Annotated in this window: 15 protein-coding genes; 11 read left to right on the top strand and 4 right to left on the bottom strand. The window is 43.5% G+C overall.

What is annotated here, in order from left to right; translation table 11 throughout:
• Window positions 1-703 precede the first annotated feature (703 nt).
• Window positions 704-1,978, top strand: a complete 1,275-nt coding sequence (locus L2740_RS19140) for a CinA family nicotinamide mononucleotide deamidase-related protein (protein ID WP_248951643.1) — start codon at window positions 704-706, stop codon at window positions 1,976-1,978.
• Between the two features lie 81 nt (window positions 1,979-2,059).
• On the opposite strand, the gene L2740_RS19135 is transcribed toward L2740_RS19140, so the two are convergent.
• The 3 genes from L2740_RS19135 to argE all read right to left on the bottom strand — a co-directional run bounded on the left by L2740_RS19135 (window position 2,060) and on the right by argE (window position 6,561).
• Window positions 2,060-2,605, bottom strand: coding sequence for a YceB family lipoprotein (locus L2740_RS19135; protein ID WP_248951642.1), 546 nt, complete (start codon window positions 2,603-2,605; stop codon window positions 2,060-2,062).
• Window positions 2,605-5,241, bottom strand: a complete 2,637-nt coding sequence (gene ppc, locus L2740_RS19130; RefSeq protein ID WP_248951641.1) for a phosphoenolpyruvate carboxylase — start codon at window positions 5,239-5,241, stop codon at window positions 2,605-2,607. The genes L2740_RS19135 and ppc overlap by 1 nt, the downstream gene beginning before the upstream one ends.
• Window positions 5,242-5,409: 168 nt before the next feature.
• Window positions 5,410-6,561: an acetylornithine deacetylase gene (gene argE / locus L2740_RS19125; protein ID WP_248951640.1), complete on the bottom strand. Its 1,152-nt coding sequence runs from the start codon at window positions 6,559-6,561 to the stop codon at window positions 5,410-5,412.
• Window positions 6,562-6,836: 275 nt separating this feature from the next.
• Here argE and argC point away from each other — a divergent pair, with 275 nt between their 5' ends.
• From argC to argH, 5 genes are all read left to right on the top strand, one after another.
• Window positions 6,837-7,829 (top strand): N-acetyl-gamma-glutamyl-phosphate reductase, encoded by a 993-nt coding sequence (argC, locus tag L2740_RS19120; protein ID WP_248951639.1) that lies wholly within the window; start codon window positions 6,837-6,839, stop codon window positions 7,827-7,829.
• 9 nt (window positions 7,830-7,838) lie between these two features.
• Window positions 7,839-8,639, top strand: coding sequence for an acetylglutamate kinase (gene argB, locus L2740_RS19115; protein WP_420833547.1), 801 nt, complete (start codon window positions 7,839-7,841; stop codon window positions 8,637-8,639).
• Window positions 8,640-8,651: 12 nt separating this feature from the next.
• The gene (locus L2740_RS19110; protein WP_248951638.1) at window positions 8,652-9,557 is read left to right on the top strand and encodes an ornithine carbamoyltransferase; all 906 of its coding nucleotides are present in this window, start codon (window positions 8,652-8,654) and stop codon (window positions 9,555-9,557) included.
• A gap of 64 nt (window positions 9,558-9,621) precedes the next feature.
• A complete protein-coding gene (locus L2740_RS19105) occupies window positions 9,622-10,860 on the top strand; it encodes an argininosuccinate synthase (RefSeq protein WP_248951637.1) in 1,239 nt (412 codons plus the stop codon).
• Window positions 10,861-10,970: 110 nt separating this feature from the next.
• Complete coding sequence (gene argH / locus L2740_RS19100) at window positions 10,971-12,338, top strand: argininosuccinate lyase (protein ID WP_248951636.1); 1,368 nt, start codon at window positions 10,971-10,973, stop codon at window positions 12,336-12,338.
• 83 nt (window positions 12,339-12,421) lie between these two features.
• On the opposite strand, the gene L2740_RS19095 is transcribed toward argH, so the two are convergent.
• Window positions 12,422-14,974 carry a penicillin-binding protein 1A gene (locus L2740_RS19095; protein WP_248951635.1) on the bottom strand — a complete coding sequence of 851 codons (2,553 nt, stop codon included), beginning with the start codon at window positions 14,972-14,974 and terminating at the stop codon, window positions 12,422-12,424.
• A gap of 433 nt (window positions 14,975-15,407) precedes the next feature.
• Between L2740_RS19095 and L2740_RS19090 the strand changes: the two genes are divergently transcribed.
• Genes L2740_RS19090 through L2740_RS19070 form a run of 5 tightly spaced genes read left to right on the top strand, consistent with a single transcriptional unit; the run spans window position 15,408 to window position 20,258 of the window.
• The gene (locus L2740_RS19090; protein ID WP_248951634.1) at window positions 15,408-16,487 is read left to right on the top strand and encodes a pilus assembly protein PilM; all 1,080 of its coding nucleotides are present in this window, start codon (window positions 15,408-15,410) and stop codon (window positions 16,485-16,487) included.
• A complete protein-coding gene (locus tag L2740_RS19085) occupies window positions 16,475-17,056 on the top strand; it encodes a PilN domain-containing protein (protein ID WP_248951633.1) in 582 nt (193 codons plus the stop codon). Before L2740_RS19090 ends, L2740_RS19085 begins: the two co-directional genes overlap by 13 nt.
• Window positions 17,053-17,673, top strand: coding sequence for a type IV pilus inner membrane component PilO (locus tag L2740_RS19080; protein WP_248951632.1), 621 nt, complete (start codon window positions 17,053-17,055; stop codon window positions 17,671-17,673). The genes L2740_RS19085 and L2740_RS19080 overlap by 4 nt, the downstream gene beginning before the upstream one ends.
• Window positions 17,673-18,188 carry a pilus assembly protein PilP gene (locus L2740_RS19075; RefSeq protein ID WP_248951648.1) on the top strand — a complete coding sequence of 172 codons (516 nt, stop codon included), beginning with the start codon at window positions 17,673-17,675 and terminating at the stop codon, window positions 18,186-18,188. Before L2740_RS19080 ends, L2740_RS19075 begins: the two co-directional genes overlap by 1 nt.
• A 60-nt stretch (window positions 18,189-18,248) precedes the next feature.
• Window positions 18,249-20,258 (top strand): type IV pilus secretin PilQ, encoded by a 2,010-nt coding sequence (locus L2740_RS19070; protein WP_420833548.1) that lies wholly within the window; start codon window positions 18,249-18,251, stop codon window positions 20,256-20,258.
• Window positions 20,259-20,324 lie beyond the last annotated feature (66 nt).

The following is a 20,324-nucleotide window of genomic DNA, read 5'->3' as shown; positions in this document are numbered from 1 at the left end:
ACGCAATATCGCCGATGGTAGTGTGGGGTCTCCCCATGTGAGAGTAGGTCATTTCCAGGCTTTAAATTAAGTGAAGAAGCCACCTTATTAAGGTGGCTTTTTTGCGTTTGGACGTTTGTAAAATACTGAACGCTAACTTATCTAGAATACAGCTACCCGTAAAGGTGATTGCTTCACTTAAGGTAGGCATAAATGCCTACCCCCGATGTCGCCCCGCCGCTGAGCGGGGCCAGAAACGGCATCCATGCGTTTCTGGCATTCCGCACATCCGTGTGCCTTGCCTCCAGCTTCGTAACAAGTTACTCCGCGTTCAAGTCAGACTGAATACTGCGTATTCAAAGCGCCTCACTCTCACCCCCATGTGTTCGCTGCGCGAACTACGAGAGTAGGTCATTTCCAGGCGCCAAATTATTCTCGAAAGAGAAGTGTAAAGCCCGCTACGATGTAGCGGGCTTTTTTGCGTCTGCGGTTTAGCAAATTCTGATAACTTTTCCTGTTTGGGCTCAAACGATGAGCAATATTGTCTACTAGATAATTATTTCTCGAACCTATTGAGCCTGACGGCTAGTTTCTCCGTACTACCACTTTTCATACAATTACGGTATTAATCATAATTGGTTATTGCTATTGATGCTGAGCTTGCATAGTTTAGCTGCATGAAATCCCTTTAAAGCTTAAAACTAATTCGGGTAAGGAACACCACATGAAACTAGAAATGATTTGTACTGGCGAAGAAGTATTGGCAGGACAAATAGTTGATACTAATGCTGCTTGGTTTGCTAGCACTATGATGGAGCACGGGATCGAATGTCAGCGCCGTGTGACTGTTGGTGATCGCCTAGAAGATCTGGTCAGTGTGTTTGAAGAACGTAGCCATCATGCCGATATTATTTTAGTGAATGGCGGACTTGGGCCTACAAGTGATGATCTATCGACCGAAGCTATGGCTATAACCAAAGGTGAAGTGTTAGTTGAAAATAGCGTTTGGCGTGAGCGTCTAGAAGATTGGTTTACCCGAAATGGACGGGTGATGGCGGCGAGTAATCTGAAACAAGCGCTATTACCGGCATCTGCATTGATGATTGATAACCCTGTGGGTACCGCATGTGGTTTTGCTGTTAAGCATAATCGGGCTTGGTTTTTCTTTACTCCTGGTGTTCCATTTGAATTTAAGCAAATGGTTGTTGAGCAATTTATTCCCTTTGTTAAACAGCATTTTAATATTACTGGTGATGTGGCACTTAGAAAGTACTTAACGCTTGGCCAAGGCGAGTCAGCACTTGCTGATGAGTTGGAAAAGATTGAGTTACCAGAAGGCACGACACTCGGCTACCGTAGCTCAATGCCGCATATAGAAATTAAGCTTTTTGCTCGTGGTAAAATGGCTATCGCTCAGCTAGATAAAGTTGAAGCGCAGATCCGCTTTTTGCTTGGCAATGCGCTAGTTGCTGATGAAAAGAAAAGTTTAGCAGAAGAGATCCATAGTCTTTTGGTCGGCACTGGGTTAACGCTTAGCGTTGCTGAGTCGTGCACTGGCGGTATGATTGCAAGTCAGCTAATAGATTTTCCTGGGAGCTCATCTTATCTTGATCATGGTCTTGTCACTTATAGTAATGAGTCTAAAGTTAAGGTTTTGGGCGTAAAACCTGAAACCTTAGATGACCATGGTGCGGTGTCGATTGCGACAGTAGAGGAAATGGCAAAAGGCGTAAGGGCTATTCTTGATAGTGATTATGCGTTAGCGACTAGCGGAATTGCTGGCCCGGGTGGTGGAACAGATGAAAAGCCTGTTGGAACAGTTGCTATTGCTCTTGCCACAAAAGGCGGTGTGTATAGTCAGATGATAAGGCTACCGCGACGATCACGGGATCTGGTGCGTAGTTTAAGTACTGCTGTGGCATTTGATATGTTGCGAAGAGAATTGCTCGGAGAGGCTGTTATCATTGATTATGGCTCAATAGGGCGTTTTAAAAAGTAGCCGCTAATCCTTATACTGATTTTTTTTAATAAAAAAGCAGGATCATCTGATCCTGCTTTTAGTGTTAATCCTCAATAGAGGTTATTCCTCGTCAAAGACTAAAACCAGCTTACCGGGTTTAACCTCGATTCGTTTAGTCATATCAGCCACTAATGCCTGTTTAGACTCTTTCATATCAACAACATATACTGGCTGTGTTTCAAGAAACTGAGTCAGAAACCCCATTAATTGCGGCGCGATAGAACCAATTGCTTTTTCGATATCTTTTGGCTTGGATTCAACCTTTACTAATCGTAGATTTCGCAAATAAACGCTGTGATTAGTCGCATCATACCAAGGCTGCGCTTCAAACTGGGTGACGAGATCAGCATTAATTGGCAGCATAGGGTTACGTACTTTGACGACAGTCACTGCTGATACACCCATAGTGTTGGGCTTATCACCTAAGGTAACTTTGATGTCATTAACTCGTAAGTCTATGCCAAAAATTTGGTTGCCTTGCTTTACCTCAAAATGCATTTCATCATTGAGATAACCTTCTAACTCTTTTTCTGTGATGCTGTATTGACTGACACAGCCAGTCAATAGCAGTACAGCGCTTGCAAACGCTACTTTTAATAACTTCATTAACCTGTATTTCTCATTCCTGCTGCAACACCTGCAATAGTTAGCATTAGTGCTAGTTCAACGTTTTGAGAAGATTGCTCTTCTCTGCGCGTTCTTGCAAGTAATTCTGCTTGTAGGAAGTTTAATGGATCAATATATGGGTTTCTTAGTTCTACTGATTCACGATTCCACGGTGTGTGCGCCATTAAGCTTTCAGCTTGAGTAAGCTCTAGTACGGCTTCAATACCTGTGGCTAAACGCTCTCGTAATTGTACACCTAGATGATGTAGCTCTTGTTTGACCAAGCTTGTTTCATAAAACTTAGATAAGTTTGGTTCTGCTTTAGCATAGACCATCTCTAGCATTGAAATGCGAGTTTTAAAGAATGGCCACTGTTTTTCCATCTCTTGTAATAGAGGTAAATCACCTCTGTCTGTTGCCATCTTTAGTGCTTCACCAGCGCCTAACCATGCAGGTAGCATTAAGCGGTTTTGTGACCAAGCAAAAATCCATGGAATAGCACGTAAGCTTTCAATGCCGCCATCGACACGACGCTTAGCTGGTCGGCTACCAAGCGGTAGTTTACCTAACTCGACTTCAGGGGTTGCTGCGCGGAAGTAAGACACAAAATCTGGCTCTTCACGTACCATTGCACGATACGCTAGTACTGAATCGTCAGCGAGACGCTCCATACATTCTCGCCACTCTGGCTTTGGCTCTGGTGGTGGTAGTAAAGTCGCTTCCATTACCGCTGAGGTGTATAGCGCTAAGCTTTGAACTGCAAGTTTTGGTAAACCAAACTTAAAGCGGATCATCTCGCCTTGCTCTGTTACACGGATACGACCATCAACTGAACCTGGTGGTTGAGATAAGATCGCTTCGTGAGCTGGTCCGCCGCCACGACCAATTGTACCGCCACGACCGTGGAATAGGGTTAGGTTGATATTGGCTTCTTTGCTGATCGCGACGAGCTTCTCTTGAGCACTATATTGTGCCCAAGCCGCAGCCATTACACCGGCGTCTTTAGCTGAGTCAGAATAACCAATCATCACCTCTTGAGTGCCTTTAGTGTAACCTCGATACCAGTCGATGTTAAACAGTGCAGACATACAGTCAGATGCGTTATTTAAGTCATCTAAGGTTTCAAACAACGGCACTACACGGATTGGGTGTGGGCAACCAGCTTCTTTTAGTAATAGTAAAACTGCTAATACGTCAGAAGGTTTGCTAGCCATAGAGATTACATAGGAGCCCATTGCCCTTGCAGGTTGCTTGGCAACTAAACGGCAAGTTTTAATGACTTCTTCGACTTCTGCCGAAGCTTGCCAATTAGCAGGAATTAACGGTCGCTTGCTTGAAAGCTCACGTAATAAGAAAGATTGTTTCTCAGACTCATCCCAATGGGCATAATCACCCATACCTAAGTAACGAGTTAGCTCGGCAATTGCATCGGCATGACGCTCTGCATCTTGGCGAACATCGAGTCTTAGCATATGAATTCCAAAACACGCGATACGACGCAGCATGTCGAGCAGTAAACCATTAGCAATTAAGCTCATGCCTTGGTCACACAAGCTTTTGTAAAGCATCATTAACGGATCTTTTAGATCGCTTTCATGCCAAATAATGTCTTTTGGATTAACGTCCGGCTGATGTCCTTCAAGCTTGGCATTTAGATAGTCGATTGTTGCTCTAAGTTTTTGACGCAAGTCTCTAAGGACGTCACGGTAAGGTTCACAGCTATTGTTGGTGTATGCAAGCAACTCGTCATTTGCACCTTCCATTGATAGCTCGTTAACCAATAACACGACATCTTTTAGATAAAGACGTGCGGCGGTATGTCTATTACGATCTAATACTTCTTGAGTTACGACAGAGGTAACAAATGGATTACCGTCTCTGTCGCCACCCATCCAGCTTGAGAACCTCACTGGTGCGATATCGATAGGCAGTTGTGTGTTTGTACGCTCTTCAACTTGTTGGTTCAGTTGGCGTAGAAAATCAGGAACTGCTTGCCATAACGAGGCTTCAATGGTGCTTAGTCCCCAGCGAGCTTCATCTACAGGAGTCGGGCGCTCATTACGGATCTCGTTGGTATGCCAAATTTGCGCAATAAGCTGACGCAAACGCAAATGGTGCTGCTTTTTCTCTTGTTCGGTAAGCTGAGTGTTCTCGAGCGCGGTTAATGAGTCGATAACCGCTGAATATTTTTGGATAAGAGTGCGGCGAGAGATCTCTGTAGGGTGAGCTGTCAGTACTAAATCGATATCGAGTGTTTTTAAACAGGCGAGCACTTTTTCTTGATCTATTTTGCCGCCCAGCATGCGCCCTAGTAGCTGCTCGACAGGGTCGGGTACACAGACTAATTCGTCACAGTTGCGGCTAATCGTATGGAACTGTTCTGCGATATTGGCCAAGTTCAAGAATTGGTTAAATGCTTTCGCAAAAGGCACTAGTTCATCGTCATTTAAAGATGACAATAAGGTTAGCATCTCTTCACGAGCGGCATCATCACCTTGGCGCGAGCTTTTGGCAAGATGACGGATTTGTTCGATTTTTTCTAAAAATGATTCATCAAGATCGGTGCGGATTGTGTCACCTAAAATTTGCCCTAAGGTACCAACGTTTGACCTTAGCGAGGCATACATATCTACCATACATGCTCCATATCGGTAAGCTAGTCGATCACAATACCTAGCAGCGCTGAGCTAGGCAATGATCGAGATAAAAATATCACGCTTGATTGTGTTCTACATCACTTTTTAGGTATGGCTGGGTTTGCGCTGTTTGTGCTTTGTACTAAAAACGCTTTAAAAAGTAGCAATTTATTTTATACACGCATGATAAATTAGTTCTTTTAGCAGTGCTTTTGTGCGTGTGATATAGGAAAGATCTAAGAACTCATCAGGTTGGTGAGCTTGCTCGATGCTCCCTGGTCCTAGTACTAATGTTTGGCAGCCCAATTGGCTGATGTAAGGGGCTTCGGTTGCATAGTTAACCACTTCAGGTTGAGCATCGCTTAGCTTGGCCACGAGCTGAGTCCAACTACCGTCCTTTTTATCTGCGAAGGGTTCTGATCCCGGATATAACGGCGCAATACTTATTGCACCTGGATACTGACTGCAGATCGGCTCTAAATAATTGGCAACCATAAGCTCTAGGTCAGCTAAAGCTAAACTAGGGATAGGTCGCAGATCAATATGAAGATCGCAGCAACCACAGATCCGATTCGCGGCATCGCCACCATGGACATGACCAAAGTTCATGGTTGGATATGGCACGCTAAAGGCATCTTCACGATAATTATCAGCTAAGTGTTGCTTTAACTTCAGTAACTGTCCTGTGACTTGATGCATCACCTCAATGGCATTTAAGCCTTTAGCAGGATCTGAAGAGTGACCACTGCGACCAGTCACTCTGATCCCTTGAGTTAAATGTCCTTTATGCATATATACCGGTTTTAAGCTGGTGGGTTCACCGATAATGGCATAGTCCGGTGCAATAGATTTTGCTTCGGCAAACGCTTTTGCGCCATTCATAGTGGTTTCTTCATCGGCGCTGGCTAAGATATGTAATGGCCGCTGAAACTTATCCATCGGCAACTCTTTCAAAGCCTCTAGCACTAACGCAAAAAAACCTTTCATGTCGCAAGTGCCTAAGCCGTACCAACGATTATCTTTTTCAGTCAATAAAAATGGGTTTTGACTCCAACGTCCTTCATCAAACGGCACTGTGTCAGTGTGTCCAGCCAGTAGTAACCCACCTTGCCCTTGGCCAAATGAGGCTACTAAGTTGTGCTTATTGCGAGTATTGGCAACAGGTACAGATTGGCACTGCATTCCCAAGTCCGTAAACCAAGTATGCAATAACTCAATGACGGCTTTATTACTCATATCCTGATCGGCTTCAAGCGCGCTAATAGAGGGAGCGGCTATTAGCTGACTAAAACTACTTTTAATATCTGGAAGGGTTTTCATAAAAAATACCTAAATATATATTCAAATATATTGCATAATTAATTTTGCGTGTTAGTCTATCAAACAGCTAAGGTAACTGCCACATATCAATGGCCTGTTTTATGAGAGTGTATATGTTTAATCTGGTTCAATTAATAGTCATGAAGCTAATTCATATCCAATTCCTGCGACGATAGTCTTGTCATTAATGGTGTTAAGCCAGGGCTTTAGTTGTGCCCATTCTTTTTTTCGTTATGTCATCTAATTTCAAAATTAAGGTTTTAAAGTCATAGACTATGAAAAATATAGCCATTATTGGCGCTAGTGGGTACACGGGCGCACAGATTACTTCTCTTATAAATGCCGAAGCGAATTTATCAATTCAAGGCCTTTATGTTTCTGAAAATAGCCTAGATAAAGGTAAGCCCTTATCTGAGCTCTACCCGATATATAGCCATATATCATTATGCTTAAACCCGCTTACGGATGATGCGAAGCACACTATAGTGGCGACGGTTGATGCAGTTGTGCTTGCCACAGATCATGCGGTGAGTTTGCATCTAGCTGCATGGTTCTATCAGCAAGGCGTTACCGTATTTGATTTAAGTGGCGCTTACAGGTTTCAAGACTTAGCTCAATATCCTAAGTGGTATGGTTTTACTCATGAATACCCTGAAGCGCTGGCTGAGGCCGTGTATGGTTTGGCCGAGTGGAATGCTGCCAAAATTATCAATAGCAAGCTGATTGCGGTACCAGGTTGCTACCCTACAGCATCGTTAATGGCACTTAAGCCAATTACTCACCTACTAACAGATACCTTCCCGGTAATTAATGCTGTTAGTGGTGTAACTGGCGCAGGCAGAAAAGCGCAATTGCAAACCAGCTTTTGTGAAGTCAGTTTGACGCCATACGGTGTACTTGGTCACAGACACCAACCTGAAATCGTTACCCAACTAGGCCAAGAAGTTATTTTCACTCCACACTTAGGCAATTTTAAGCGTGGGATTTTGGCGACTATCACAGTTAAGTTAAAGCTAGATACCAGTGCTAGTGATATTAGCCAAGCGTTTGAATGTTACAGCGCTTCTGAGTTAGTCACGGTTAAACAAAATCAATTTCCAAAAGTCGATGATGTGGTACTTACACCTAATTGCCATATCGGCTGGAAGTACGATGAAGCGACAGGTTACTTAGTTATTGCGAGTGCAATCGACAACCTTATGAAAGGCGCAGCAAGCCAAGCACTACAGTGCATAAAGATTCATTTTGATGCATTGCAAAATACCTAAGGCGGGAATATGACTATGCAAACACATTCTCTTGCTGAAAAGTCTGTCATGGTGCTGAAAGTTGGTGGCACGCTACTGCAATCAGATACTGCGATGGCAGAGCTAATGCAAACAGCGGCGACAATCATGGCGGATGGTCAGTCGTTGGTTATGATTCATGGTGGTGGTTGTTTAGTTGATGAACAGTTACAAGCTAACGGTATGACATCTGAAAAGCTCGATGGCTTAAGGATCACTCCCGCAGAACATATGCCAATTGTTGTCGGCGCACTAGCGGGCACGTCCAATAAGAAATTACAAGCTGCTGCCATTAAAGCAGGCATTACAAGCTTAGGTATGAGCCTAGGCGATGCAGGCATGATGACTGCAACGACTAAGGCACCAGAATTAGGTCTGGTCGGTGAAGTTAGCCCGAACGACGCCAGCTATTTAGAGTTTGTATTATCTAAAGGTTGGTTGCCGATTGTGAGCTCAATAGCAATTAGCGAACAAGGTGAAATGCTAAACGTTAATGCCGATCAAGCGGCCACCGCCTTAGCTAAATTGGTGTCTGGTTCACTGGTTTTATTATCGGATGTGTCAGGTGTATTAGACGAGAAAGGCGAGCTGATACAGAGCTTGAATAGAGCAGAAGTGAAGGAGCTTACCAAAACTGGCGTTATAGCCAAAGGTATGAAGGTTAAAGTCGAAGCAGCTTTAGAGGTTGCAGAATCTATGGGTCAAGCAGTACAGATTGCATCTTGGAGCCAAACCCAACAGTTAATCGCATTATGCCAGGGTAAAACCGTTGGCACACAGATCCAACCTTAGGAGAGTAATTTGATGCAACACTTATTATCAATTAAAGACTTAAGCCAACAAGAACTACTCGACTTATTAGCGTTGGCGGCAACCATTAAAGCCAACCCTGCAGAATATAAGCATGCGCTTGAAGGAAAAAGTGTGGTGATGTTGTTTGAGAAACCATCGCTACGTACTCGGGTCAGCTTCGATATTGGTATCAATAAACTAGGTGGACATTGCTTATACCTAGATCAGCAAAATGGCGCACTCGGTAAACGTGAACCTGTATCTGATTTTGCGGCAAACATTTCATGCTGGGCAGATGCGATTGTCGCGAGAACCTTTTTGCACTCAACTATCGAGCAGCTAGCTGAACATGGCACTGTACCCGTTATTAACGCGCTATCAGATCTGTACCATCCGTGCCAAGGCTTGGCCGATTTTCTGACACTGACTGAGCAATACGCTGACGTCAGCAAGGTGAAGCTTGCCTATGTGGGCGATGGCAATAACGTTACTCATTCATTGATGTTTGGTGCCGCAATTCTAGGTGCTCAACTTACGGTTATTTGCCCTCCAGGCCATTTTCCTGATGGCAAGGTCGTGTGTGAAGCGCAAGAGCTTGCTGCTAAGCATGGTGGCAAGCTGGTATTGAGTTCAGATCTTGCAGCAATTGAAGGTCACGATGCTATCTATACCGATACTTGGATCTCTATGGGAGATACAGCCTCAATGGATGAGATTGAAGCTAAATTTAAGCCTTATCAAGTTAATGCAGAGTTAATGCAAAAAGCGGGCGCGAAACACTTTATGCATTGTTTGCCAGCTTATCGCGAAGTCGAAGTGACCGCAGAGATTGTTGATGGTGAGGGATCACTCATCTTGCAGCAAGCAGAAAACCGTATGCACGCACAAAACGCAGTGCTAGTGACACTTTTAAGCTAATCCATAAAACAATTATCAGTTTGCATAGGCTAACTGAAGACAAAACAAGCAGTAGGAAGAATAAATGTCTAACGTAAATTCAGTGGTAAATGCTTCATCAGAAGTAAAAAAAGTTGTTTTAGCGTATTCGGGTGGCTTGGATACATCGGCGATTATTCCATGGTTAAAAGAAACTTATAACGACTGTGAGATTGTGGCGTTTTGTGCCGATGTGGGCCAAGGTGAAGCTGAGCTTGAAGGTTTATATGAAAAAGCCATCGCCTCTGGTGCATCTGAGTGCTACATCGTAGATTTAAAAGAAGAGCTGGTGGCCGATTATATTTACCCAACCATTGCTACTGGTGCTATTTACGAAGGTACTTACTTGTTAGGTACGTCAATGGCGAGACCTATTATTGCTAAAGCACAGGTAGAAGTGGCCCGTAAAGTTGGTGCCGATGCTGTTTGCCATGGTTGTACTGGTAAAGGTAATGACCAAGTGCGTTTTGAAGGCTGCTTTGCCGCATTAGCACCAGATCTAAAAGTGATTGCACCTTGGCGTGAATGGGAAATGGTAAGTCGTGAAGATCTACTTGATTACCTAGCTGAGCGTAATATTGCCACCTCTGCATCAGCGACTAAGATCTATAGCCGTGATGCTAACGCATGGCATATTTCTCATGAGGGCGGTGAGTTAGAAGATCCATGGAACGAGCCTTCAAAAGGTGTTTGGACCATGACTGTTGCACCAGAAGATGCCCCTAATCAACCTGAATATGTATCGCTAGAGCTAGAGCAAGGTAAGGTCACTAAGGTTAACGGTGAAGCATTTAGCCCTTACCAAGCGCTAATGGTATTGAATGAAGTCGCCGGTGCTCACGGCGTAGGCAGAATCGATATTACAGAAAACAGACTTGTCGGCATGAAGTCTCGCGGTTGTTATGAAACACCGGGTGGTACGGTAATGTTTGCAGCGCTGCGTGCAATTGAGGAATTAGTGCTGGATAAAACTAGCCGTCAATGGCGCGAGCAAGTGGGTGCACAAATGGCGCACCTCGTTTACGACGGTCGTTGGTTTACGCCTTTATGTGAATCACTACTTGGCGCTTCTAAACCTCTAGCTGATCTGATCAACGGTGAAGTGGTAGTTAAGCTGTATAAAGGCCAAGCGAGCGTAGTGAAAAAGCGTTCACCAAATAGCTTGTATTCAGAAGAGTTTGCTACGTTTGGTGCTGATGATGTTTATAACCAAAAAGATGCAGAAGGCTTTATCCGTCTTTACTCGTTATCTAGCCGGATCAGAGCATTGCACCAGCAGAAGTAAGTAGAAAACCAACAAAGGTTAGTGAGCGCTAACACTAAGCTGTTAGCGCTTTAAAAGCATAGCGTTAAGGGCGGTTAATACCGCCTTATTAGATTTTAGAGGAAGTCAAAATGGCATTATGGGGCGGCAGATTTAGCCAAGAGAGCAGTGCACTGTTTAAACTTTTTAACGACTCATTACCGGTAGACTTCCGCTTAATTGAGCAAGATATTGTTGGGTCAATTGCATGGGCAAGCGCGATTACTCAAGTTGGTATTCTTACCGAGCAAGAGTGCAGTGAATTGCACCAAGCGTTGAATGAGTTACTCGGTGAAACCATTGATAACCCACAACTGATCATTGCCTCTGGTGCAGAAGATATTCACAGTTTTGTCGAGCAGTCTCTAATTGCTAAAGTGGGTGATTTAGGTAAAAAGCTCCACACTGGTCGTTCGCGTAACGATCAAGTGGCAACAGATCTTAAGCTGTGGTGTAAAAAAGAGGGTAACCAGTTACTTGGGTTGCTAACTAAACTTAGAGCGGCGCTCATTGATCTTGCAGAGAGAGAGCTTGATGCAGTGATGCCGGGTTACACGCATTTGCAAAGAGCACAACCCGTTGTATTTGGCCATTGGTGTCTTGCTTATGTGGAAATGTTTGAGCGTGATATTAGCCGCCTTCAAGATGCTTTAAAGCGTGCCGACACTTGCCCATTAGGTACAGGCGCCCTTGCTGGCACGGCGTACCCTATGGATAGAGTTAAGCTTGCTCAGTCATTAGGTTTTGCTGCACCGACACTAAATAGTTTAGATACAGTGTCAGATAGAGATCATGTCATTGAGCTTTGTAGCGATGCTTCAATAAGCATGATGCATCTTAGCCGTATGGCTGAAGATCTGATTTTCTTTAATAGCGGTGAGGCTGGATTTATTGATCTTGATGATCAAGTCACTTCTGGTTCCTCATTGATGCCGCAAAAGAAAAACCCAGATGCACTTGAGTTAATCAGAGGTAAAACTGGCCGTGTTTATGGCAGTTTAATGGGCATTCTAACCACAATGAAAGCTTTGCCTCTGGCATATAACAAAGATATGCAAGAAGACAAAGAAGGCTTGTTCGATGTAATGGATAGCTGGTCGATTTGCCTTGAAATGGCGGCGTTAGTGTTAACAGGCTTGACTGTTAACCGTGACAAAACCTTAAGTGCTGCAAAGCAAGGTTACGCAAACTCAACGGAATTGGCAGATTACTTAGTAGCTAAAGGCATGCCGTTTAGAGAGGCGCATCATGTTGTCGGTGAAGCGGTTGTTAGTGCAATTGCCAAGCAAACACCACTGGAAGACTTAAGCTTAGAAGAGTTACAAGCATTTAGTCCTGTGATTGGCGCTGATGTTTACGAGTGTTTAACCATTGAGTCATGCCTTGCTAAGCGTGAAGCCCTAGGTGGTACATCTCTACCTCAGGTAAAGAGTGCGCTAGCGGTTAAACAACAAGGCTAGTTTATCAAGACAAATTACCTTTATTTGTTGCAATAAAAATGCGGTTATAGCTCAGGCTATAACCGCATTTTTTATTATTGTGCTTACTGAAATAGATCTTCTTCAGGCTTATCAATGAAGATATCGCTATTGTCTTCTTGATCTGTCACATATTCAGTCGGCTCTGTACCTGAAATAAAGTACTCGAACTTGCTGGTGTGGTCAGTTTTACGAGTCAGTTTACCCGTCGCTAAATCAATTCTTGCAGATACAATGCCTTCTGGCGGTGACACTGGTATTTCAGGTGTTCCTGCTAGAGCATCCTTCATAAACTCGTTCCAACCAGGGCCCGCAGTTTTTGCACCAGCTTCAGCGAGTGAGATCTGATCTTTTGCACCGTTTGCGTTCCAACTTGTGCGGCCAAGTTCTTGGCTATGGTCATCAAAACCTACCCAAACGGTAGTGGCGAGTTTAGGGTTAAAGCCACTGAACCAAGTATCACGAGATTCGTTGGTTGTACCGGTTTTGCCTGCTATATCTCGGCGCTTAACCACTCGCGCAGCTCGCCATGCAGTGCCGTTCCAACCGGTACCTTTGCTCCAGTCTCCGCCACCCCAAATTACACTTTTTAGTGCTTGGGTAATTAAGAAAGCTGTTTGCTCAGAGATAATTTGTGGCGCATAACGTGAGTCGGCGTCACCACATTGTAAAACGTCCTCAGCTGGTGGCTGAAGATCTTCAGCATTGGTGCTTGCTTGCAGCTCATGGGCCATAGCAGCAAATGGGTCGTCACTTACGAAAGCTTGCTCTGCTATTGTTGGCTTACAGGCTAGTGTTGGGTTTGCTTGCTCTACAATTGAACCCGTTGCAGTTTCAACACGTTCAATAAAGTAAGGTTCAACTAAGAAGCCGCCATTGGCAAAAACAGAAAATGCAGTGACCACTTGTAAAGGTGTTACTGATGGCGAACCAAGCGCGATTGACTCATTGCGAGGAAGATCCGCTGGGTCAAAGCCAAATTTAACAAGTTCTGCAATCGTTGCATCAAGGCCTGCATAACGCATAGCTCTAACTGACATAACGTTTATGGACTGAGCTAAACCAACGCGAAGGCGAGTTGGGCCGCCATAAACATCAGGTGAGTTTTTAGGACGCCACGCAGTACCTTGGCGAGTGTCAGGCTTATTAATCGGTGCGTTATTGATTAATGTGGCTAGGGTATAGCCTTTTTCCATCGCCGCACTGTAAATAAATGGCTTAATGTTTGAGCCTAGCTGACGTTTAGCCTGAGTGACACGGTTATATTGGCTGGTATAGAAGCTAAAACCACCCACTAAAGTGCGAATGGCACCGTCGTGTGGATCCAGTGAAACTAATGCACTTGCCACGAGAGGCACTTGGCTTAATTGCCAGAAGTTACCATTGTTACGGATCCAAACTTGCTCGCCAGGTTTTAGTACATCGGTTGCCAGCTTGGGCGCTTTACCTTGGCGTTTATTGGTAATAAATCGACGTGCCCATTTTATACCGTCCCAAGGTAGCTCAATGGTTTCGCCTTTCGCGGTCATCACTGTGGCAGTCTGCTCATCCACAGTTATTACAGCTGCAGGTAGCATGCCTTGGAAAGCACCTGTTTGCTTAAGCTTTGCGGTAATGTCTTCGGTTTCTAGAGCGGTGGTTGTCCACAGCTCTTTTACTCGACCACGGTAACCATGGCGCTCATCATAAGCGTATACGTTGTTACGTAGAGCCTTTTGTGCATCGAGCTGTAGCTTAGAATCTACAGTGGTATAGATATCATAGCCGCCGGTATAAGCCTCTTCTTCACCTAGTTTTTCAACTAAGTAATCGCGCGCCATTTCTGAAATATACGGAGCGTAAAGATCAATAACTGCACCGTGGTACTTAGCGGTAATTGGACTCTCTAGTGCAGCTTGGTATTCGGCACTGTTGATGTAACCGACTTCGTTCATGCGCATTAGTACAACATTACGGCGTGCTTTTGCGCGTGTTTTTGAGGTGATTGGGTTTAAGGTTGAAGGCGCTTTAGGTAAACCGGCAATTACCGCCATTTCTGGCAAGGTTAGTTCGCCGACTTCTTTACCGTAATAAACTTGAGCTGCTGCGCCAACGCCGTAGGCACGTTGGCCTAAGTAGATACGGTTTACATATAGCTCTAAAATCTCATCTTTTGTGAGTAGTTGTTCAATGTGTATCGAGATGAAAATCTCTTTAACTTTCCGGATGATGGTTTTGTCGCGGGTCAAAAAGAAGTTACGCGCAACCTGCATGGTAATGGTACTTGCACCTTGCTTCTTCTCACCAGTAGCAAGCATCACTGAAGCTGCACGTATGATACCGATAGGGTCAATACCCTTGTGCTCGTAAAAGCGCGCATCTTCGGTAGCAATAAAGGCTTGCAGTAGTGGTTTGGGCACGTCTTCTAGCTTTAATGGAATACGGCGTTTCTCACCAAATTGTGAGATCAGCTTGCCATCACTACTATAAATCCGAAGTGGTGTTTGCAGCTTTACTGTCTTTAGTGTTGTGACATCTGGTAGGTCAGGCAATACGTAAAAATACGCAGCAACAATTGCGGCGATGCCAAGTAAACCTAGGCTAAAGAAAGCTATAAAAAGTCGTTTTAACCACTTCACCACAATATTCCAAGAATTAAATTAAGAACAATAGTATATAAGCCGTGGTCGAAATGGTGAAGTCTTGTCGCTTTATTTCGCTAATGCTTTTTACTGAAAATTGCTAATCAGGAAATTAATTGCCGTTAAAGTCGAGTTTTATTAGCGCGTATTTATCTAGAAATTAAATGTTCTAAAAACACCAAATCAGTTTTTATAACTGCCTAAGCTAGTTCAGTTAGTTTTTACTGCTGACTTAGGTGTAACTAAAGTGCTTAATTTTAAAACACAAGTCAACAAAAGAGGGAAATGTAGCGGTTATTGACAAGTAATTAGATTGGGGTCAAAAAAATGGCATTTGTAAAATGCGGAAACATTTTGTACAAATAACTGTAACGAGTTGATTCTGTGCTAATCTACTGTTGATACATAACGATAAAAGTGACTTAGAACTATGCTTTCTAACTTTTGGAAGCGTCAAGCGCCGCAAATGGTGGGGATAGATGTTGGGTCCCATGAAGTGAAAGCCATATTGCTGAGTAAGACTGCTGATGGATATAAAATATTAAGCCACGCTGCTGTTCCTTTGAAAAAGGGGGCCGTTAATGATCATGAAATTCGTGATAGTGAGGCGGTTATTGATGCATTAAGGCAAGTCAAACGTGTATTACCTAAGTCAACAACATATGCTGCAGTCGCTGTTTCTGGTTCAGCGGTTATGACCAAAGTTATTTATATGGATTCAGCATTAAGTGAAGAAGAGATGGAGGCTCAAATTGAAATTGAAGCAGATAATCTTATTCCTTATTCACTTGATGAGGTCAATATTGATTTTGAAACCTTAAGTAGCAATCGAACCGACCCCAGCAAAGTTGACGTGCTGTTGAGTGCATGTCGTAGTGAAAACATTGATAGCTTGATTGACTCGCTAGATGCGGTAAACCTTGAAGCCAAGGTGGTCGATGTAGAAGGTTATGCTCTAGGCCGCTCTTTTGACGTGATCGCTAAGCAACTGCCAGCTGATTTAAATGATAAAGTTGTGGCGCTGGTGGATATTGGTGCAAATATTACTACCTTCTCAGTGGTTGAAAATGGTGAAACAACCTTTGTGCGTGAGCAAGCATTTGGTGGCGATCAATTCACTCAGTCAATTTTATCGTTTTACGGCATGACCTATGAGCAAGCAGAGAAGGCCAAGATTGAAGGTGATTTACCTAGAAACTATGTCTTTGAGGTCCTTTCCCCGTTTCAAACTCAATTATTACAACAGATAAAACGTACTCTGCAGATTTACTGCACATCAAGTGGGCGTGACAAAGTTGACTATATCGTCCTTTGCGGTGGCACTTCAAAACTCGAAGGTATGGCAAATCTAATGATCAATGAATTAGGTGTGCGGACTATCGTTGCAGATCCTTTTAAAGGATGTTTGCATGCAGATGAAGAGATTAAGCGTTTTCTTCAACCTCAAATTAATAAATATATGTTGGCCTGCGGTTTAGCGCTAAGGAGCTACTCAGAATGGCGAACATAAATTTATTACCTTGGCGTGAAGAAGCGCGTGAAAAACAAAAGCGGGATTATACCGGCATACTCGCCTTGGTATTTTTGGTCTCTGGATTACTGGTTTACCTATTTTTGATGGCAGTCGATATGTTTATCGATGATCAAAAAAGCCGTAATAATTACCTACAGTCAGAAATCCAATTGCTGGAATCTCAAATCGCTGAGATCACCAAAATCCGTACCCGTAAAAAAGATATTGAAAGACGCACTGAGATTATTCTTAACCTGCAGCAATCAAGAAATCTACCTACTCATGTATTAGATGAGCTTGTACGAGTTGTACCGCCTGGGATCTACCTTTCTAGCATTGAAAAGAAGGGCAGTTTGCTATGGATTGAGGGGCGCAGTGAATCTAATAACAATGTGGCTAATATGATGCGCAAGGTGGCGGCATCCGCTTGGCTACACGATCCGAATATGCAATCTATTGTGGCGCAAAACGAAGAGTTAAGACAATTACAGCGTTTTACTTTGCGTGTAACGATTGTTGATAACGCCAATAAAGATAAGCCTGAGACTAAGGGGGGCAATCAATGAACCTCGACTTAAGTCAGTTTAATGATATCGACTTTGAAAATATTGGTGCCTGGCCGCAGCTAGTTAAAATCGTTTTTGCGGTAATGCTGGCGGTATGTGTATTTGTAGCGAGCTACTTTCTATTTGTGTCAGAAGCGCTTGATAGCCTTAACGCTGAGCAACAAAAAGAGCAACAACTTAAGTCTGACTTTAAATCTAAATATCAGTTGGCGGCCAACTTAAAACTGTATCGCGAGCAGCTAGCGGTAATGGAAGTGCAGTTTGCCGAGTTGTTGAAAATGCTACCATCTAAAAATGAAATGCCTGGTCTACTCGATGACATCACATTTGTTGCCACCGACTCGGGTTTGAGCATTAAAAGTTTAGACTGGGACTCTGAAATTACGCGAGATTTCTATATCGAATTTCCGATTAAAATCGTTGTAGATGGGGATTATCACGAACTAGGGCATTTGGTTGATGGGGTAGCCAAATTGCCGCGAATTGTGAGTTTGCATGACTTTGTGATTAAGCGTAACAGCTCGGGTGATTTGGGTATGGATATCCTGGCTAAAACTTATCGCTTCAAAGAGGGCGCCGAGCTTCCACCTAGCGGTCAGCAAGGAGGTGCAAAATGATTCGATTGTTACCTCTAGTTTTGCTGAGTTTGCTGCTAACTGGTTGTTTGGGTGATAAGAGCGATCTTGAGCTATTTGTGACGACGACCAAAGCTCAACATGTTGCTCATATACCGCCATTAAAAGAAACGCCAAAGTTTGAACATTTTGCCTATCAAGCCGATTTAATGCGTAGCCCTTATGTGCCGCCATCAAGGGAGCTGACCGAAGAAGTTATCGATACCACCAAGGATTGCTTGCAGCCTGATCTAAAACGTCGTAAAGGCCGACTAGAGACCTATGCGCTTGATAACTTGAAAATGCGCGGAACATTGAGTGAACAGCAAGATATTTGGGCATTGCTTGAAACCACAGACGGCAGTGTATACCGATTAGGAGTGGGACAGTTTCTAGGTCTTTACCACGGAAGAATTGCTAAGGTAACCCCGCAAACTGTAGAAATAATAGAGTTGATTCCAGATGGTTCTGGCTGCTGGACTGAAAGATACAGCAGCATGGATTTGACTGGAGAATAATTAGAGATGACTGAGGGAATAATGAGATCTTTAACCACGCTAGCAACCAGTTATAAGGATATGCCTTTGTTTAAGGCTATTATTGGTGTCGCATTAATTCTTGGTATGACTCAGCATTCGTATGCAGCTAACCGACTTGTTGATGTTAAATATCATGCAGTGGTAGACCACCAACTTGAATTACAACTGATCTTTGAAAATGATATCCAAGCTCCAGAGATAGATCTTAACGCTGATCCTGCACAAATTATCTTAGGCTTTAGCGATAGTATTTCAGGGTTAGACAAACAGACTCTGCCTATTGATACCGTGGGTGTTGAGACGGTGAGTACCGTGCCTAAAGGCCGTGATTTACAAGTTTTCATTGGTCTCGAAAAGGTAAAGCCTTACCAAGGTAAAGTGGTTGGCAATACTTATCGCTTAACCATTAATGATGAGATCGCGAGTCAAGGCACAGATGCTAACCCATTCGTAAACAGCATTGAGAAGATTGATTTTCGTCGAACTGCTGATGGCGGCGGCGAACTGTTGGTGAAGTTAAATAATAGCTCTGTAGCGGCTAACGTCGAGCAAATTGGCGCTAAGCTCGAACTTAAGCTTTATAACACAGACATGGATAGTGACTTTTTATATGTCATGGATGTGTATGACTTTGCTACTCCAGTTAAAAGCTTTGAAACCTTTAAAGAAGACCTAACGGCCAGATTCCTTATCGATATTGAAGGTAACTATGAGTACAACTACCAGCAAGATGGCAGTTTATTCAAGTTAACCATGAAAAAAGCCGAAAGGATGAATATTGTTAAGGAAGAAAAGAAATACGAAGGGCGCTCGCTATCGTTAAACTTCCAAAATATTTCTGTTCGTACAGTTCTGCAAATTATTGCTGACTATAACAATTTCAACTTGGTCACCAGCGATACAGTAGAAGGTGACATTACGCTTAGACTAGATGATGTGCCTTGGGACCAAGCGCTTGATCTGATTTTACAAGCTAAAGGACTAGATAAGCGTATTGAAGGCAATATTTTGATGATTGCTCCAAGTGAAGAGATTGCTATTCGTGAAAGCCAAGAGCTAAAAAATAAGCAAGAAGTTAAGGAGCTGGCGCCGCTGTATTCTGAGTACTTACAGATCAATTATGCCAAAGCGACCGATATTGCAGGGCTGCTTAAGGGCGAGGATTCAAGCCTATTAAGCTCTCGTGGTAGTGTGGCAGTTGATGAGCGTACCAACACCTTATTGGTAAAAGATACTGAAGAAACATTAGAGAACATTCATCGCTTAATTGAAGTACTGGATATTCCAATCAAGCAGGTATTAATTGAAGCCAGAATGGTAACAGTTAAGGATGATGTTTCAGAAGACTTAGGTGTTCGCTGGGGGATTACAGATCAGCAAGGTGATAAAGGTACCTCCGGGAGCTTAGAAGGCGCTAACGATATTGCCAATGGTACAATCCCGAGTATTGGTGACCGATTAAATGTTAATTTACCTGCTGCAGTAGCGAATCCAACCAGTATTGCGTTTCATGTAGCAAAGCTTGCTGATGGAACGGTATTGGATTTGGAGCTAAGTGCTTTAGAGCAGGAGAACAAGGGCGAGATTATTGCTAGTCCACGTATTACCACCTCTAATCAAAAAGCAGCGTTTATTGAGCAGGGGGTCGAGATCCCTTATGTTGAAGCCAGTTCTAGTGGTGCGACAACAGTAACGTTTAAAAAGGCGGTACTCTCTTTACGGGTTACGCCACAAATTACACCGGATAACCGAGTTATCTTAGATTTAGAGATTACTCAAGATTCTCAAGGTAAAACGGTTGATACACCAACAGGTCAGGCGGTATCTATTGATACACAGCGTATTGGTACACAAGTGCTGGTGGATCACGGTGAAACCATTGTTCTGGGCGGTATTTATCAGCAACAATTGATTAGTCGAGTCAGTAAAGTGCCAATTCTTGGTGACATTCCGTACTTGGGCTTTATGTTTAGAAATACTTCAGATAAAAATGAGCGCCAAGAGCTACTCATCTTTGTGACGCCAAAGATCGTTTCAGAGGCGCTATAAAATATTCAAGCCGATAAAGCTAGTGCATAACACTAGCTTTATCATTTAGCTCAATACATTTTTGAT

It is taken from the genome of Shewanella pneumatophori (assembly GCF_023283895.1).
GTDB lineage: Bacteria > Pseudomonadota > Gammaproteobacteria > Enterobacterales > Shewanellaceae > Shewanella > Shewanella pneumatophori.
This window is presented reverse-complemented; position numbering and strand designations above follow the sequence as displayed.

What these genes read in the sequence shown, in the direction of transcription:
- argE (WP_248951640.1), bottom strand. Translation starts at nt 6,561, where the DNA reads ATGAAAACCCTTCCAGATATTAAAAGTAGTTTTAGTCAGCTAATAGCC.
- L2740_RS19085 (WP_248951633.1), top strand. Translation starts at nt 16,475, where the DNA reads ATGGCGAACATAAATTTATTACCTTGGCGTGAAGAAGCGCGTGAAAAA.
- argC (WP_248951639.1), top strand. Translation starts at nt 6,837, where the DNA reads ATGAAAAATATAGCCATTATTGGCGCTAGTGGGTACACGGGCGCACAG.
- L2740_RS19135 (WP_248951642.1), bottom strand. Translation starts at nt 2,605, where the DNA reads ATGAAGTTATTAAAAGTAGCGTTTGCAAGCGCTGTACTGCTATTGACT.
- L2740_RS19090 (WP_248951634.1), top strand. Translation starts at nt 15,408, where the DNA reads ATGCTTTCTAACTTTTGGAAGCGTCAAGCGCCGCAAATGGTGGGGATA.
- L2740_RS19140 (WP_248951643.1), top strand. Translation starts at nt 704, where the DNA reads ATGAAACTAGAAATGATTTGTACTGGCGAAGAAGTATTGGCAGGACAA.
- L2740_RS19105 (WP_248951637.1), top strand. Translation starts at nt 9,622, where the DNA reads ATGTCTAACGTAAATTCAGTGGTAAATGCTTCATCAGAAGTAAAAAAA.
- argB (WP_420833547.1), top strand. Translation starts at nt 7,839, where the DNA reads ATGACTATGCAAACACATTCTCTTGCTGAAAAGTCTGTCATGGTGCTG.
- L2740_RS19080 (WP_248951632.1), top strand. Translation starts at nt 17,053, where the DNA reads ATGAACCTCGACTTAAGTCAGTTTAATGATATCGACTTTGAAAATATT.
- L2740_RS19110 (WP_248951638.1), top strand. Translation starts at nt 8,652, where the DNA reads ATGCAACACTTATTATCAATTAAAGACTTAAGCCAACAAGAACTACTC.
- ppc (WP_248951641.1), bottom strand. Translation starts at nt 5,241, where the DNA reads ATGGTAGATATGTATGCCTCGCTAAGGTCAAACGTTGGTACCTTAGGG.
- L2740_RS19070 (WP_420833548.1), top strand. Translation starts at nt 18,249, where the DNA reads ATGCCTTTGTTTAAGGCTATTATTGGTGTCGCATTAATTCTTGGTATG.
- argH (WP_248951636.1), top strand. Translation starts at nt 10,971, where the DNA reads ATGGCATTATGGGGCGGCAGATTTAGCCAAGAGAGCAGTGCACTGTTT.